Annotated in this window: 13 protein-coding genes and 1 pseudogene; 8 read left to right on the top strand and 6 right to left on the bottom strand. The window is 71.3% G+C overall.

Features of this window, described 5'->3' with window-relative positions; genetic code table 11:
• The first annotated feature begins 23 nt into the window (after positions 1 to 23).
• Positions 24 to 689, top strand: coding sequence for a hypothetical protein (locus AB1460_RS07625; RefSeq protein ID WP_368959900.1), 666 nt, complete (start codon positions 24 to 26; stop codon positions 687 to 689).
• A 6-nt stretch (positions 690 to 695) separates the two neighbouring features.
• Here the strand turns inward: AB1460_RS07625 and AB1460_RS07620 are convergent, their stop codons facing one another.
• Positions 696 to 1124 (bottom strand): nuclear transport factor 2 family protein, encoded by a 429-nt coding sequence (locus tag AB1460_RS07620; protein ID WP_368959899.1) that lies wholly within the window; start codon positions 1122 to 1124, stop codon positions 696 to 698.
• A gap of 157 nt (positions 1125 to 1281) precedes the next feature.
• On the opposite strand from AB1460_RS07620, the pseudogene AB1460_RS07615 reads away from it, so the two are divergent.
• Positions 1282 to 1416: pseudogene (locus AB1460_RS07615) on the top strand (MEKHLA domain-containing protein); the annotation flags it as partial.
• 42 nt (positions 1417 to 1458) lie between these two features.
• On the opposite strand, the gene AB1460_RS07610 reads toward AB1460_RS07615, so the two are convergent.
• The 3 genes from AB1460_RS07610 to AB1460_RS07600 form a co-directional block, all read right to left on the bottom strand.
• Positions 1459 to 2286: a helix-turn-helix domain-containing protein gene (locus AB1460_RS07610; RefSeq protein ID WP_368959898.1), complete on the bottom strand. Its 828-nt coding sequence runs from the start codon at positions 2284 to 2286 to the stop codon at positions 1459 to 1461.
• Entirely contained in the window at positions 2283 to 3842 is a 1560-nt protein-coding gene (locus AB1460_RS07605) for an MFS transporter (protein ID WP_368959897.1), read from the bottom strand. Before AB1460_RS07605 ends, AB1460_RS07610 begins: the two co-directional genes overlap by 4 nt.
• A 164-nt stretch (positions 3843 to 4006) precedes the next feature.
• A complete protein-coding gene (locus AB1460_RS07600; protein ID WP_368959896.1) occupies positions 4007 to 5656 on the bottom strand; it encodes a GMC oxidoreductase in 1650 nt (549 codons plus the stop codon).
• Between the two features lie 349 nt (positions 5657 to 6005).
• On the opposite strand from AB1460_RS07600, the gene AB1460_RS07595 reads away from it, so the two are divergent.
• Complete coding sequence (locus AB1460_RS07595) at positions 6006 to 7157, top strand: hypothetical protein (protein WP_368959895.1); 1152 nt, start codon at positions 6006 to 6008, stop codon at positions 7155 to 7157.
• A 196-nt stretch (positions 7158 to 7353) separates the two neighbouring features.
• Positions 7354 to 7809: a DUF4190 domain-containing protein gene (locus AB1460_RS07590; RefSeq protein ID WP_368959894.1), complete on the top strand. Its 456-nt coding sequence runs from the start codon at positions 7354 to 7356 to the stop codon at positions 7807 to 7809.
• Between the two features lie 43 nt (positions 7810 to 7852).
• Here AB1460_RS07590 and AB1460_RS07585 read toward each other — a convergent pair whose 3' ends face one another.
• Positions 7853 to 8947 carry a phospholipase A2 gene (locus AB1460_RS07585; protein WP_368959893.1) on the bottom strand — a complete coding sequence of 365 codons (1095 nt, stop codon included), beginning with the start codon at positions 8945 to 8947 and terminating at the stop codon, positions 7853 to 7855.
• A 165-nt stretch (positions 8948 to 9112) separates the two neighbouring features.
• Positions 9113 to 10171 (bottom strand): ABC transporter substrate-binding protein, encoded by a 1059-nt coding sequence (locus AB1460_RS07580; protein ID WP_368959892.1) that lies wholly within the window; start codon positions 10169 to 10171, stop codon positions 9113 to 9115.
• A 921-nt stretch (positions 10172 to 11092) separates the two neighbouring features.
• On the opposite strand from AB1460_RS07580, the gene AB1460_RS07575 reads away from it, so the two are divergent.
• From AB1460_RS07575 to AB1460_RS07560, 4 genes are all read left to right on the top strand, one after another.
• Positions 11093 to 11983, top strand: coding sequence for an SDR family oxidoreductase (locus tag AB1460_RS07575; protein WP_368959891.1), 891 nt, complete (start codon positions 11093 to 11095; stop codon positions 11981 to 11983).
• Entirely contained in the window at positions 11980 to 12732 is a 753-nt protein-coding gene (locus AB1460_RS07570; RefSeq protein ID WP_368959890.1) for a carboxymuconolactone decarboxylase family protein, read from the top strand. The genes AB1460_RS07575 and AB1460_RS07570 overlap by 4 nt, the downstream gene beginning before the upstream one ends.
• On the top strand, positions 12729 to 13409 hold the full coding sequence (locus AB1460_RS07565) for a TetR/AcrR family transcriptional regulator (protein WP_368959889.1): 681 nt from the start codon (positions 12729 to 12731) through the stop codon (positions 13407 to 13409). The genes AB1460_RS07570 and AB1460_RS07565 overlap by 4 nt, the downstream gene beginning before the upstream one ends.
• 124 nt (positions 13410 to 13533) lie before the next feature.
• A complete protein-coding gene (locus AB1460_RS07560) occupies positions 13534 to 15369 on the top strand; it encodes an alkyl/aryl-sulfatase (RefSeq protein WP_368959888.1) in 1836 nt (611 codons plus the stop codon).
• Positions 15370 to 15486: the final 117 nt, after the last annotated feature.

The raw sequence follows: 15486 nt of genomic DNA, 5'->3' as shown, positions 1-15486 counted from the left end.
AGCCGGGTTTCGGGGGGTAATCCGTGAGAGTCGAGAAAACAAGGTCACGGTCACTCACCGTGGGCTTCGGGGTGGGCCTGATGCTGCTGGCCACCGCGTGTGGCGGTAGCGGTTCGACCGTCACCTCCCAGGCGCCGAGCGCGCAGGCTGCGGCCGGGTCAGCCGGCCAGCCCCCCACTCCGTTGGCCGGCTGGGTAACCGACCTGACCACAGCTCTGGCGGGCGGCTCGGCGACTCTGCTCCCGACCCCGGCGGCAACAGCCGACCTCGCCGTCCCGGCACCCGCCCTCGCACCCGCACCCGCACCCGCACCGACTCCGGTCGCCGGCGCGGGCCCACTGGCGAATTCCATCGTCCCGGAACATTTTCCGTTTCCGCCCGGAGTGACGTTCACCGTCTCCAAGAACAAGCCCACGGACGCGACGCTCACCCTTGACGGCATCAGTCCGGTCGCGGCCGTCGACTATTATCGCCAGACCTTGCCCAGCGCCGGTTACAAGTTCTTCCAGGAAGCCGGCTCCGACGGCAGGACGAAAATCACCTACACGGGCAACAGCCAGAGCGTCCAGCTCGTGGTAGGAGGATCCAGAACGCCGGAAATGGTGCTGCTCATCTTTGTGCAGTGCACCACCGAGGTGGCGGGGGAAGAGATCGCGGGTCGACGCAGCGACCGGGTGGCGTGCGTGTGACGACGATCAGCTGACAGGTGTCTCGCCGGATGTCAGCAGGCGCGCGATCCGCGTGGTGCGGCGGCTGATCCGCCAGCCCGCCGGAGTCCGGACGAGCTCGTCGGTGTAGTTGCCGATCACGTCGATCCAGCGGCCGGGGTCGTCCGGCGAGAGCATCAGGACCGCGTGGACGTAGGAACGTGCCGACGCCCGGTCCCCCTCGACGTCGACGACGACGTTCGACAGGCGGTGGTGGGTCGGGCCCATGTTCTCGTGTGCCCTGGTCATGTACTCGGTGATCGCCTCGACGCCGGCGTGCTGCACAGTGCCGTAGTCTGCCTCGACGTCCGCGGTCCAGCACGTGCGGAACAGGGCCCAGTCCCGCTGGTCGATACCTGTCGCGTACCGGATCAGCACCTCGGCGATCTGTGCCTTGTCCTCCCGAAGGTCCGCCACGGCAGTTCCCCTCCCGCATGGTCGCGGCCCAGGCCCCGAAGGTCAGGGCCCGGAACGTCGGGAACGTTACTTCTGCGCCGACGACCCGTCCACCCGACATCCGACCCCCCGACCGCCCCGAGACTCGCAGGTCGGTGATGCCGCTGGAGCGGCATGCGCTCGCTGGCTCCACGACGAGGCGCCGTTCGGCCTGCTGGCGCACGACGGCGCGGCCGACCCGCTCTTCGTGTACGCGAACGCCACGGCACAGCGGATCTTCGAGTACGGCTGGGGCGAGTTCGTCGGCAGGCCGCCCTGATCCGCGCCTGGTGCGATGTCTGACGGAGGGCCTGCGTCAGGGCTGGGACGGTTCGGCTATCCCCAGCGCGGCGAGAAGCGCGGCGGTCAGTGGCTCGCGAAGGTCGTCGGCGGAAGCCCTGGCGAGTCGGGTGAGGGTTCCGGCGTCCCGGGCGACTCCCACCCCGAAGAGCAGGGCGACGGCGAGCTCGGCTGCCAGCTCCGGGTCGGGCGTTGCCGCCATCTCGCCCAGCGGTAGGCGAACGGTGTCGAGCCGTTCGCGGGTCGCTGCCCGTGCGGCAGCGTCCACCTCGCGGCGGAAGACGTTCTGGGCCGCGGCGCTCACACCGCTCGCTGTCCACCTGTCCAGCGCCCGGCCCACCAGGGCGCGCACCGCTGCCGCCGGGTCGGCCGGTGTCTCGCTCGCCGCGGCCGACCCGCGGCCAGCCGACGCGGCGCCGGCCGCGGACCGCGCCGGGGGTTCCGCCTGCCCCTCGCCGGCGGAGCCGCCGCTGCCCGCGGCGTCAGTGGCCGGGCCGCCGCGGTTCGCGCCGCGGTTCGCGCCGCGGTTCGGGTCATCGTGGTTCGGGTCATCGTGGTTCGGGCCAGCATCGTGGTTCGTGTCGCCGTCGTTCCCATCGCCGCTGTTCGGGCCGCCGGAAACCGGACCGGTCTGTCCGATGAGCGGATCGGCGGCGAGAACCGCCTGGTACAGCCCTTCCTTACCGCCGAAGTACCGGGCGATGAGGGCCGGGTCGACGCCGGCACGGTCGCCGACCGACCGGATGGCGGTGCCGGCGTAGCCACGCTCGGCGAACAGGTCGGCCGCTGCGGCGAGCAGCGCCTGGCGGCTCCGCGCCGCGTCGCGCCGGCGGGTGGTGTTCATGGCTCGACATCATCCGCCATCGTGGGTCGCGAGGCGGCGGTGCCCACCGGCTCCTCCCGCGGTGTCGCCAGCTCCGCCAGCCGGGCAGCGGGGATGGTCGCGGGGCCCGCGGCCTGCTCACCGTCACGTGGCGAGGCCGGCAGGGCCAGTGCCGCGAGCACGGCCAGCGCGCAGACCCCGCCGGCCAGGCCGAACGCCAGCGTGTAGCCGCTCTCGCCGGGCTGGGACGAGCCGGCCGGGGTGTGCGCGGCGAGCATGGCCGCTCCGAGCGCGCTGCCCACCGAGCCGCCAGCCGTCCGCAGGACCTGGTTGAAGCTCGTGGCGCTGCCCGTCTCCTGCAGTGGGACGGATCCGATGATGAGTGCGGGCATCGCCGCGAAGGCGAGCCCGATGCCGACCCCGAACAGGAACGTGGCCGCGCCCAGCTCGACGAGGTGGTCGTGGCGGACGGCGAGGCCGAACTGGGCGAGGGCCACCGCGAGCAGACCGGTCACCAGCAGTCCCCGGCCACCGCCGGTGCGTGGCCCCAGCCAGCGCGACCAGCGGCTGGCCAGCACTGTTCCCGCGGACAGGGGCAGGATCACCAGGCCGAGCACCGCGGGCGACGCCCCGAAGCCGTAGCCGGTCGATGTCGGGGCCTGCGCGAGCCGGTTGATCAGGGTCATCGCGTTGAACATGCCGAAGCCGGCGAGCGCCGCGCACACGTCGGCCACGAGCACCGGCCGGGCCCTGAGGTACCTCAGCTCGACCAGCGGGTTCGCCGTCCGCAGCTCGACCAGGGCCCAGCCGACCCCGCAGGCGACGCCGACCACGAGGAGCGCCACCACTCCCGGCGACGTCCAGCCCCAGGCCCGTCCCTCGCTCAGCGCGAGGAGCAGCGGGCTGAGCGCGGCGGCGAACAGCAACGCGCCGCGCAGGTCGAGCCGCCCGGATGCGGGCCGGGCGCTCGCCCGCCCCGGCACGACGGCGACCACCGCCGCCATCGCCGCGCCCGCCAGTCCGGCCGCCATCCAGAACCCCGCGTGGTAGTCGAACGTGTCCGCGATCAGACCGCTGAGGGGGTAGCCGAGCCCGGCCCCGGTCGCGACCGTGATGGACAGGGCCGCGATCCCCGGGCCGACCCGGCTCGGCGGCAGCAGGTCGCGGGCGATCGCCAGCGCCAGCGGCATCAGGCCCATGCCGATGCCCATGAGGCCCCGCCCGACGAGCAGCTGCACGAAGCTGGCCGCGGTGGCCGCGAGGACGGAGCCCGCTCCCACAGCTCCCAGGCCGGCCAGCAGGACGGTGCGCCGGTGTGGCCCGTCGCCGAGCCGCCCGATCAGCGGGGTGGTGGCGGCCCCGATCAGCAGCGTCAGGGTGAGCAGCCACTGGGCGTCCGCGAGCGAGACGTGCAGGTCGGTCGCGATCGTCGGGATCAGGGGCGTGCCGAGCGTCCCGATGACCGCGATCACGAGTCCGCAGTAGACGAGGACGCCGAGCAGGAGGCCCGGGCTCGCCTGGCCCGGTAGGCCTGACCTGGCCGGCGCCGCCTGGTTGATGCCCCGTCTCCCACGCACCGCGCCTCCCGATCTTTGTCGTCAAGCAATGTCAGCATACGATGACATCACTTGAAGACAAAGCGGGGCCCGTGGGTGCCCGGCCGAGCCGGCCAACCGGCCAGCCGGCGATTCGGCTGGCCGGCCAAGGCCGGCGTCCGCCCGAGCGGTCGGTCAGGGGCCTGTCAGAAGACCGTGCCCACGTCCTGGGGAACGATCCTGGCCATGCTGTGCTCGGCCAGCGCGGCGATCGTCATGGACGGGTTGCAGGCACCGGTCGAGCCGGGGATGCGGGCGCCGTCGAGAACGTACAGACCGCGGTGGCCCCGGACACGGCCGTAGAGGTCGGTGGCCGATCCCATGGGGACGCCACCGAGGGCGTGCCAGGTCGAGTTCTCGGTCAGGTTCGTGTCGATCATGATTCCGCCGCCGGCCAGCGCCAGCCCGGCCATCCGCGCCGCGATCAGCACCTGGAGGGCGGCGTCGGCGCCGATCGGCCAGTTCAGGACGGCGTCGTCCTTCGCCGCGTCGTAGGTCCACGTGCCGACCGGGGGAACGATGCCGAAGCCGACGACGGTCATCAGTCGCTGGATGCCGGCGATCAGGGGTGGCGCACCGGCGTGAATGATCCGGAGCGGAATCGGGCTGATCGGGTCGGTGGCACCGACGCAGGCGGGGCCGCCCTGGGTGGCGCCCGGGTTGCGCAGCATCCCGATCCACTCGTAGATGCGGTCGCCGTTGTTGCCCCACTGGGTACCGATGGAGTCCGGCAGGTTCGGGATGAGGTTCTTGGCCTTCGCCTTGACGAGCAGCCGGGTCGTTCCGGGCGAGCCGGCGTTGAGGAAGACCGCGTCGGTGGTGATGGTCTTGTGTTCCTGGACGTTGCCGGCAGTGTCGATACGGTCGACGGAAAGGACCCATGTGCCGTTGGCGCCGAGGGAGACGTCCCGCACGATGTGCAGCGTCTGCACGGTCACCCTGCCGGTGGCCTCCGCGGCGGCGAGATAGGTGACGTCGATCGAGTGCTTTCCTCCGTTGTTCACGCCGAAGGCGATGTCGCTGTTCGTGTAGGCCTTCTTGTAGGTGCCGTTGAGCTCTCCGCGGACGAAGCTCCAGTCGACGGGAAGCGGCACCTTGAACGTCCGCAGGCCGGTCCGGGGCGCGACGTCCAGGAAGATTCTGGACGACGTGTACGGGGCCACGTTGAGGATGTCGTCGGGGACGGTGGAGATTCCGAGCATCGACGCCACGGTGGGGTACCACGTGGCGTTGAGCTCGTCGTACATGCCGGCGGCCAGCGGCATCGACCGGTTGAAGTCGGACCTGGTGGGCTGCAGGGTCATGCCGTGGTACATGACCGAACCGCCGCCGACGCAGGCACCACAGTTGACGGTCATGTTGTTGCCCTTGATGACCTCGATGACCCCGGTGTGGAGGGGCCAGGTCTGGTCGGCGCCCGGAACGAGGCTTGCCAGGCTCGGCAACGGTGGTTTCGGGGAGAGCCAGGCCGACCGGTTGTCGAGGTTCGCGACGGTGGCGAAGGTGTTCGCGTTCGGCCCGGTGGGCCAGCGCAGCCCTCGTTCGAGAACGAGGGTCGGCACCCCGGCCCTGGCGAGGCGCAGTGCGGTCACGCCACCGCCGAAGCCGGTGCCGACGACCACGGCCCGGGCGTTCACCTCGGTGTTCGTCACCGCACGCGCCGGTGAGGCACCGGCCACGAGGCCGCCGAACGCGGCCGCGCCGGCGCCCGCGGCGCCGATGAACGTCCGCCGACTCAACCCGGAGGAGGATTTCTGGCCGGCGGTCCCGGATAAGTCTGACGACACCTCGGACATGCCACTCTCCCATTTTCGGTGATCCTGCTCCGGCGACACCAGGACATGTCTGGCGGTCGCCCAATGTCATCCCGCGTGCTTTTTAGCACGCACACCGACAACTCAACCAGTAGCTTTGTTTTACGGGCCGGCCGTTGACGCCGTTGACCCACGGCAATATCCTCACCCGCGTAGGGCGTGGCAAAGCAGTGACCGGAACAGGAGAATTCAACAAAAAATATCGACGGCACCACAGCCGGGCGGTAATGACCGGCCGGGCCGGGGGCACCCGCCATATCCACGCCGACGAGGGGTCACCAGGCCGATGCCTGCAGCACCGTCGCCCGTGTCGATCCGCCAGCGGATCCGCGTGGCCGTTTCCTTTCTCGCCGCCGCCACGGTGGTTCCGCTCGCCGCACCGGCCGAGGCCGCCGGCGACCCACCGGCCGTCCCGCTGACTGCGCGGGATCTCACCCCGCAGTGGGCCGGCGACAGCCGTGTGGTCGCTGTCAACGACGTCGGCCAGGCACTCGTCGCGACTGGCCCGGATTCCCCCTCGTATCTGTGGGCCCGCGGCCGTCTCACACCGCTGACCTATGACGGACGACCGATCGAGCCGATCGGCCTGAACAACCGCGGCCAGGTCATCGGGCATGGGCAGTCCGCCTCCGGAGCACCGGTCGCCGTCCGCTGGGAACGCGGAACAGCGGCCGTGCTGCCCGTTCCCGGGGACACGGTCATCCCGGCCGACATCAACGACCGTGGGCAGGTGGTGGCCATCTCCGCCGAGCTGGACGGGCCGGAGCCGGTCGTCCGGGCCTACCTGTCCGGCGCCGACGGGCGTGCGGCCCGCGATCTCGGCGTGGTCCCCAGCCTCGCCAACGCGAGCCTGCACGTGAACGAGTTTGGGCAGGTCGCCGGCACCAGGGCCGGCGAGGGAGGCCCCGTCTACGGCCTCCCCAGCGGGTTCCTGTGGGCCGACGGCCGGATCACCGGCCTCGGGTCGCTCGGCGGCGACTCGACGCAGGTCACCGCCCTCAACGCGCGCGGCCAGGTCGCCGGGCAGAGCGTCCGCGCCGACGGGCGGACCCACGCCTTCTTCTGGAGCGCCGGCACGATGACCGATCTGGGAACACTGGGCGGGGACTACTCCCGGGCGACGGCCCTGAACGACCTGGGCCTGGTTACCGGGACGTCGACCGACACGGGAGGCCGGCAGGACGCCTTCGTCTGGTCGGCCGGTCGGCCGACCACCCCGCTCGGCCTCACCGGCCTCGCTGCCGAGGCGGTCGACGTGAACAACCGGGGGCAGGTCATCGCCACGGCCACAGGTTCGACCGGCCCGGGCAACCCGTACCTGACCCGCGGCTTCCTGTGGCGCGCCGGGAAGCTCACCCCGCTGGCCGCCCTCGGCGGCCCGGACGCCACTCCGGCCGCCGTCAGTGCGTCGGGCACGATCGGCGGCAGCGCCGGTCTCCCGTCGGGAGGCACCCACGCCGCCCTCTGGACGGCCGGGCCCTGAGGCAGCACAGACGCACAGCGGCACGGCGCGGCGCGGCACGGCGCGGCGCGGCACGGCGCGGCGGACATCTTCCACGGATGCATGTTCGTGGGTGAGTACGGCGGTAAAGCGGGTAGAAGCGTTGCGACGATCGATCACGTCAGCCCGAGCCGGCAGGAACCGGCAGAGAACGGACGAGTCGAGAAACGGAGTCGCAATGACGAAGCCGACGCCGGTGCACCGCACCGAAGATCCTCAGGTCACGGGCGACAATCCCTATCTGCCGCCGAACGAGGCCGGCCAGAACCCCGCGGGTCGCGCCGGGCCCGGCACCGGTGGCCCGGCCCCGTATGAGACGTACCCGCAGGCCCCGGCTGACCAGGCCGGTTATATGCCGTACCCGGAAGGCGGGCAGGACCAGGCCCAGTACGGCCGCGCGCCGTATCCGTACAGCCCGGCCCCGGTCGGTGAGACGTCCGGTGTGCGCACGCTGTGGATTCTGGGATTCGTCCTGGGCGCGCTCGGTCTACTTTTCCCGCTCGCCGGAATCGCCGGCATCGTGTGCGGTGCGGTGGCCTGGAGCAAGCACAGCAGCCGCGGGAAGATGGCGACGTTCGTGGCGATCGCCGGCACGGTGATCGGTTTTGCGATCGGGATAGCGTTCTACATGTGAGGTACGGCTGCCCCACCACCCCGGTCGCCGTGGCAGCGGCTGGCTAGCCGAAGGCCCGCACCGCGTCGTACATCACCTGGGCGGCACGCTGGCACGGCATCATCACCCCGAACCAGTCCACCTGTGGCTCGCCCGCCGTCCCGCAGGTCGCGCGCAGGTCGGCGAGGAACTGGTTGTCGACGGCGAGCCGGCGCTGCTGGGTGGGGTCGACCCGCGGGCCGTTCAGGTAGTTGCGGTAGCCGAAGTCGTGGCGCAGGCAGGCGTCGGCGAACAGGGTGTCCACCGCGGGCGGTGTCGGTCCGCTGCACCCGTCGGTCGTCCACACCAGGTCACCGGCCGGCGAGTCGGCGGCCCGGTCCCGCCAGACGACGGTGAAGTCCGCCAGCGGGAGCCCGTACACGCTGGGAACGTCGACCTCGGGCTCCTCCCCGCCGGGTGCCTCGTGCACGTCGGCGTCGCCGCCGGTGACGAACACGGCACCACCCTGGAAGTAGCTGACGCTGTCCGCACCGACGGCGGGGCGCGGGTCGAGCAGCGGGTAGCCGAGGGGACCATCTCCCCCACCGGTGTCCTCCCAGGCATCGGCGGCGGACGCCGCCACGAGGCGGGTGCCGGTCGACGGGCTGGCGGCCACCGCGCCGTGCTCGAAGCGCTGGGAGGTACCGCCGTTGGCCGCCGTCGCCTCGTCGACGGGACGGCCCAGCGCTCCGGTCGGGCCGCCGGCCTGGGCGTACCGCTCGTAGATCGGCCCGCACACGTCGAAGCCGCCGACCCGGTGGCAGTCAGCCCGCGCCGCGGTCCCCACGGGGGCCGCCTCGGGCGACGCGGCGCCCGAGGGCCGCGGCGACGGACCGGCCGGCGGTCCACCGCCGGCGGCCGGCGGCCCGCCACCACTCGACGACCCGGCCTGCCCCGAGGATCCGCCCGGGTCGGTCGGGCCGCCGACCTGGGCGGTCGCGTCCGACCCGGCGAGTGTCAGCGCAGGGTTCGGCTCCGCGCCCGCGACCGAGCCGGCGCCGGCGCCGGGCTGGCAGCCGGCGGTCAGCAGCGCGAGCGCCGCCGCGAGCGCCAGCGCGGTGACAGCGGCAGGACGATGCACCAGCAGAACCCAGGCGGTGGGGCCCCGACGGTCCGACATGATCTGGTTCCTCTCGACCAGTCGAACCTAGGCCAGGACGAGACCCGCCCGAAGCCTGCCCTGCTGTGCGATACCCGACCTGTCGGCTGTCGCACAGCCTGCGGTCTGATGGTCCGGCTCTCAGACGGGCGCGGGCCCGCCGCTCAGACGGGCGCGGGCGCGGCGTCAGCTGCTTGTCCCGTCGGCGCAGACATGCTGGCGGTTGACCTCGAAATCGGTGCCGCCGGCGTTGATCCGGACGAAGGCGTAGCAGCTGAGTGGCTGGGTGGGGTTGGTGCTCAGGTTGACAGGTTCGATCAGCCCACCCGCGTCGTAGTCGGACACCTTGCGCAGTGCCTGGATGAAACCGTCTCTGGTCGGGCACGCACCGGCCAGTTCGAGCCCACGCAGGAACATGTCGGTGTAGATGTAGGCCTGCAGGGCGAACTGCTGGTCCGGATGGACGACCTCCGGGGCAAAGCGGGCCATGGCGGTGCGGTAGCGGTCGAGAGCGGTGCCGCCGGCTTCGAACGGGCGGGTGTACACGGGGAACGAGACCCCGGCGAGCGCCGTACCCAGAACGGGCAGCAGGCTCTGGTCGTACCCGGCGAACGAGACGGTGGGTGCGAGTCCCAGGTTCGCGGCCTGAGCCGCCTGCACGATCCGCGCAAGATCGTCGGGTGTCGTGAAGCTGACCAGCGAGTCGGCACCGGCGACCGCCAGCTGCTGGACGACCCCGCTCGGGTTGTCGGTGCTCGCGAAGGGAATGGTGTCGGTCAGCGCGAGGCCGACCGACTCGAAGGCCGCCCGGTAGCGCCCGAGGTTCTCCGTCACGGCGGCCGACGTCCCGGTGGCGACGATGCCGACCTTCCTGCCACCGCTGGCCCGGACGTACTGGCCCACGGTCACCGGAGACGCCTCGTACATGTTGGAGAACATGTTGGGGAACCGGCTCCAGGACGGCAGCCCGAGACCGACCACGGGCACCTTCTCCGCGGCCAGTGCCTGCAGCGAATCACCGACACCGGTGCTCACCAGCATGAGGCCGAGGACGTCTCCGCCCCTGACGAGATCCTCGGTGACACGCGCGTTCTGCGAGGGCGAGCTCGCGTCGTCATGCCACTCATAGGAGATCGTCCGGCCGTGCACACCCCCCTCCGCGTTGGCCAGCCCGATCCTGGCGGCGGCGCCGGAGCGGGCCGAGGAGAACGTCGCGCTGCCCACGCCGGTATCAGAGAGCACCATGCCGAGATTCACCTTGTCGGGTGTCACTCCGGGTGCGTCGCATACCGCCGTCGCGCCTTTGTCTGCCGATGTCGCGGTGCAGCTGGCGACGACAGCCACAAGAACTGCGACCACCAGCCCTAACAGCCCCGCCGATCTACCTGAACGCACGTGTTCCTCCATGGAAGCCAAACAAAGACCGACGGGATCAGGGATTACGGCGCACGAGACGGACCACCCCGCCAGAGGCATTTCCACGGCCGCCGAACCCGTTGGCCCGCAGGTCTCCGATGCAGGTCAGGGCAGCCGGCGGCACCGCGGCAGCCGCAGCGGCCACGACCGGTTCGGCATCGCACCCAACCGGGATACAGCCCTGCCGACCCCTGCAGGGCCGGCGGCGCACCGGTGCAATGTCCCCGTTTCAATTTTCAACCGAGTATAACTAACGACTCCCCCTCTTCCGCGCCGGGTGACCAGGCACATCAGGCCGCAGGCGGGGAGCTGGCATGTCTGACCGGCGACGCGAAGAACCATCGGAGGCCCCTCGACAGGAATGCGTTGCACCCCAGCGTGATCCGCCGTTTGTCGGCCGTCGATCAGGGACGTCCGCGCGCGGGATGCCGCACCGGGACCCGTCCGAGTCGCCCCTGCCCCCGGACGCCCAGCGGAGTCCGGGCGACGCCACCGGCGGCGGCACGCCCGACCCCGAGGGCCAGCGCTTCGGCCGCCGCGTCGAGCTGATCATCCGGCTCCCCGGCAGCGGCCGCCGGCCGCTCGCCCGCCCATCGCCTGCCCGCCGACCACTCACCCTTCGGCCGCGGCAGGCGATGTTCCGCAGGGCCGACTCGGAGGCCCCGCAGGCCTCTGGTAATTCACGTGCCGTAACTTGCAATCAAATACATTAGATGCTAAGACTATCGCATTGATACTGAGGAGTCGGCCATGAGTACTGATCGCACCGTTCCGGTGGATTCCTTCGACTTCGCCGGCACTGTCGCGGTCATCACCGGCGGCGGCAGCGGGATCGGCCGCGCCGCCGCGCTCTCCTTCGCCGGCCGCGGCGCCCGGGTCGTGGTGAGCGACCTCGTCGGCAGGCGGGCCAAGACCGTCGCGGCCGAGATCCGGTCAGCGGGTGGGCAGGCGGCCGGCATCACCGTTGACGTGACCCGCGCCGAGGATTTCGTGGCGCTGCGCGACACCGCGCTGCGCGAGTTCGGGCGGGTGGATGTCGTGATGAACAACGCGGGCGTCCTCGCCCTGGGGGCGCCGGAATCGCTTCCGGACGAGGCCTGGGAGAAGGTGCTCGACGTCAACCTGCTCAGCATCGCGCGCAGCAACCGGGTCTTCCTGCCGCTGCTGCTGAAGCAGGGCAGCGGGCACGTCGTGAACACGGCGTCCGCGTCCGGTCTGCTGGCGTACGGATTCGACCGGCTTCCCTACGTGGCGAGCAAACATGCCGTCGTCGGAATGTCGGAGGCGCTCGCGCTCTATCTCGGCCCGCGGGGAATCGGCGTGACGTGTGTGTGCCCGTCCGGGGTCATGACCAACATCTCCGAGCAGATCACCGTGTACGGGCAGGCCTCGTCCTCCCCCCGTGCGCCGGCGCACGCGATTGTCTCGGCCGAGAAGGTCGGGGAGCTCACCGCCGAGGCGGTGGCACAGCGCAGGTTCCTCGTTCTGACGGTTCCCGCCATCCAGGCCGAGCTCGTGGAGCGGGCGGCGGACCTGGACGCCTATCTGAACGCCCGCATCGCCGAGCAGGACGCCCACGCCGCAGAGCAGGCGCCGCCCGCGTTCCACCGCGGCGCCCACCACCCGGAGGACGCAGCATGACCGCCGACGACATCTACCGCACCGTGATGGCCGTGGTGCCGCCCGCCGCCGAAACGCCCTTCGAGCGGGCCAGCCGGGACTTCCTGTTCGACCAGGTGTGGAGCCGGCCGGGGCTCGGCATCCGCGACCGGCGGATCGTCTCCCTCGCCTGCGTGGCCGCCGCGGATGCCGTGAAACCGATCGAGGACCACATCTACGCCGCACTGGGCAGCGGCGATCTCACGATCGAGCAGCTGAACGAGATCACCCTGCACTTCGCGGTCTACTGCGGCTGGCCGAAGGCGTCGCAGCTGGAGGGCATCGTCCGCCGGCAGTGGGCGCGCCTGCACACCGAGCGCGGCGAGGAGGCACCCGCCTTTCCGGCGCTGCCCTACGAGGATCTCGGGACGACCGACCACGCGGAGCGGATCCGCCGTGGCCAGGCGGAGTTCGCCGCCGTCAACGCCGTACCGGCACCGCCGCCCGACTCGCCGTACTTCTTCGCCGGCATCCTCGGGTTCGTCTTCGGTCATGTCTGGCAGCGGCCGGCACTCAGCCGCCGAGACCGCCGCCTCGTGACCGTGCCGTGCGTCGGGTTGTCCGACGCCGTGGGACCGATCGCCGCACATGTCGGCTCGGCGCTGGAGACTGGTGATGTGACCTGGGACGAGATGCAGGAGGTCATCCTGCAGTTCAGCGCCTACTACGGCTTCGCCAAGGGCGAGGCGCTGCACGACGCCGCGCTGCGATGGCAGACGATGCAGACGTGACACGACCCCAGCCGTCCACCGCGACAGCGACCGCCCGGCAGTTGATGATCACTGCCGAGCGGTTGTTCGCCGAACACGGGCTCGCCGGAGTGTCGCTGCGCCAGATCGCCAGCGAGGCCGGGTCGGCGAACAGTTCCGCCGTCCACTACCACTTCGGTGCGAAGGAGGGGCTGGTCGAGGCGATCGTCGCCCACCGGGTGGCGGACCTCGCGCAGCGCCGGGCCCTGCTCCGTGCGCGGCTGGACCCCGACGACCTGCGCCAGCGACTCGAGGCGCACCTGCTGCCGGTCATCGAGCTCGCCGAGTCGCCCGACAACCACTACGTCTCCTTTCTGGACCAGCTGAACCGCGGGGGCAGATGGCGGGACGTCCTCCCCCGCCAGCGGGAGGTCACGCAGGCGCAGGAGGAGTTCCTCGCCGACATGCGCCGGTTGCTGCCCGAGGTGGAGGAACCCGTCCGGACCGTGCGCATCGGTCAGATCCAGGCATTCACCCTGAACGCCGCGGCCGAGCGGGAGCGCGCCAGGGCAGCCGGTGACGAGGTCATGCCCTTCGGCCTCTTCGTCACGACTCTGCTCGACGGGTTCGCCGGCTATGTCCGCGCACCGGTGTCGGACGGGGCCCGCCGCTTTCTCGCTCCACCGCAGCCTCCCCCATCCGCACTCGTCCATTTCTGACCGCCCGGGAGCAGCCGCGGCGGTGCCCGGTGCCCGGTGTCCGGTGTCTGGTGTCCGGTTGCCGGCGTCGGTTCGGCGGCGCAGGATCCGCCCAGCGGTGAGGCGCGATTCCTGGAGGCGCGGCATGGGCGATGCGTTCTTTCCTTTCGAGGACCGACGGGACTTCGCCGACGCGGAGCGGGGGCTGCTGGCGACCCTGGAACCGGCGACCGTCAGGGACGACGACGGCACGGTCGTGTGGGACAACGATTCGTATGCCTCCTTTCTGACCGGCGATGGCCCGGATTCGGTGAGTCGCAGCCTTTGGCGGCAGTTGTCACTGGTCGCGAAGCAGGGCCTTTTCGAAGTGGTTCCCGGCATCTACCAGGTGCGCGGTCTGGACCTGTCGAACATCACCTTCGTCGAGGGTGCCGACGGCGTCATCGTGATCGACCCGCTGCTGTCGGTGGAGACGGCGCGGGCCGCACTGGAGCTGTACCGGTCCCAGCGCGGGAAACGACCGGTCACGGCCGTGATCTACACGCACAGTCACGCGGACCACTTCGGCGGGGTGAAGGGCGTCGTAGCCCAGGAGGAGGTCGACGCCGGCCGGGTGCCGGTGATCGCGCCGGCGGGGTTTCTGGAGCATGCGATCTCGGAGAACGTCTACGCGGGAACGGCGATGGCCCGCCGGGCCGGGTACATCTACGGCGCCGCGCTCGCGCGCGGTCCCCGCGGCGGGGTCGGGGCCGGGTTGGGGCAGACGACCTCGACCGGGACGATCAGCCTGATCGCGCCCACGGTCGACATCACGCGGTCGGGCCAGGAGATGACCGTCGACGGGGTCCGGATGGTGTTCCAGCTGGCACCGAACTCCGAGGCGCCGGCCGAGATGCACTTCCTGTTTCCGGAGCATCGGGCGCTGTGCGTCGCCGAGAACGCCACCCACACGCTGCACAACGTGCTGACGCTGCGCGGGGCGCTGGTGCGGGACCCGCACGCCTGGGCGCGCTATCTGACCGAGGCGATCGAGACGTTCGCGGCCGGCGCCGACGTCGTCTTCGCCTCCCATCACTGGCCCACCTGGGGCGCGGACAACGTCGTCGAGTTCCTGCGGCTCCAGCGCGACCTGTATGCCTACCAGCACGACCAGACCGTCCGACTGATCAACAAGGGGCACACCGGCGCCGAGATCGGCGAGGTGCTCACACTGCCGCCCGCGCTGCAGCGCGCCTGGCACACGCACGGCTACTACGGATCGATCAGCCACAACGTCAAGGCGATCTACCAGCGCTACATGGGCTGGTACGACGGCAATCCCGCCCGGCTGTGGCAGCACCCGCCGGAAGAGGCCGCGCGCCGCTACGTGGACTTCATGGGCGGCGCCGACGCCGTCGTCGAGAAGGCGCAGCGGTCGGCGGACGAGGGTGACCTGCGGTGGGCGGCACAGGTCCTCGACCACGTCGTGTTCGCCGAGCCCGAGTACAAGGAAGCCCGCGCCCTGCTCGCCGACGTCCTGGAGAAGCTCGGTTTCGGCTGCGAGAACGGCACCTGGCGAAACTCCTACCTGTCCGGTGCGCGGGAGCTGCGCGAGGGCGGCTTCGGCACACCGACCGAGTCCAACTCCCCCGACGTGCTCGCACAGCTGCCACCGGAGATGTTCTTCGACGCGCTCGCCGTCCAGGTGAACGGACCGCAGGCCTGGGATCTCGAACTGGCGCTCCGCTGGGTGTTCCCCGACCACGGGTCGGATTTTCGCACCACCCTGGTCAACGGCGTGTTCACCTACGTGCGGGCGGGGTCGGGCGACGTCTCGCTGACCCTGACGGTGCCGCGACCAGCCCTGGCCCCCCTGGCCTCGGGCGACGTCGCCGCCGCCCGCGCGGCCGGGCTCTCCCTCGACGGCGACGAAGGCACGCTGCGGCAGCTGCTCGGTGTCCTCGACCCCGGCGATCCGAGCTTCAACATCATCGAGCCGTAGACGACCTGTTGATGACAGAGCCCTGGATGACGGAGCGGTAGACGATGGCGGGCGCACCGGGCGCCGACGGGGCGGGCGCCGGCGGGGCGGGGGCGGGGGCCGGCGCCGGCGCCGGGG

This window comes from Parafrankia sp. FMc2 (assembly GCF_041008525.1).
GTDB lineage: Bacteria > Actinomycetota > Actinomycetes > Frankiales > Frankiaceae > Parafrankia.
This window is presented reverse-complemented; position numbering and strand designations above follow the sequence as displayed.

Excerpts from the sequence above, each read along its gene's own strand:
- AB1460_RS07585 (WP_368959893.1), bottom strand. The coding sequence starts at position 8,947 with ATGTCGGACCGTCGGGGCCCCACCGCCTGGGTTCTGCTGGTGCATCGT.
- AB1460_RS07600 (WP_368959896.1), bottom strand. The coding sequence starts at position 5,656 with ATGTCCGAGGTGTCGTCAGACTTATCCGGGACCGCCGGCCAGAAATCC.
- AB1460_RS07560 (WP_368959888.1), top strand. The coding sequence starts at position 13,534 with ATGGGCGATGCGTTCTTTCCTTTCGAGGACCGACGGGACTTCGCCGAC.
- AB1460_RS07610 (WP_368959898.1), bottom strand. The coding sequence starts at position 2,286 with ATGAACACCACCCGCCGGCGCGACGCGGCGCGGAGCCGCCAGGCGCTG.
- AB1460_RS07590 (WP_368959894.1), top strand. The coding sequence starts at position 7,354 with ATGACGAAGCCGACGCCGGTGCACCGCACCGAAGATCCTCAGGTCACG.
- AB1460_RS07570 (WP_368959890.1), top strand. The coding sequence starts at position 11,980 with ATGACCGCCGACGACATCTACCGCACCGTGATGGCCGTGGTGCCGCCC.
- AB1460_RS07580 (WP_368959892.1), bottom strand. The coding sequence starts at position 10,171 with ATGGTGCTCTCTGATACCGGCGTGGGCAGCGCGACGTTCTCCTCGGCC.
- AB1460_RS07575 (WP_368959891.1), top strand. The coding sequence starts at position 11,093 with ATGAGTACTGATCGCACCGTTCCGGTGGATTCCTTCGACTTCGCCGGC.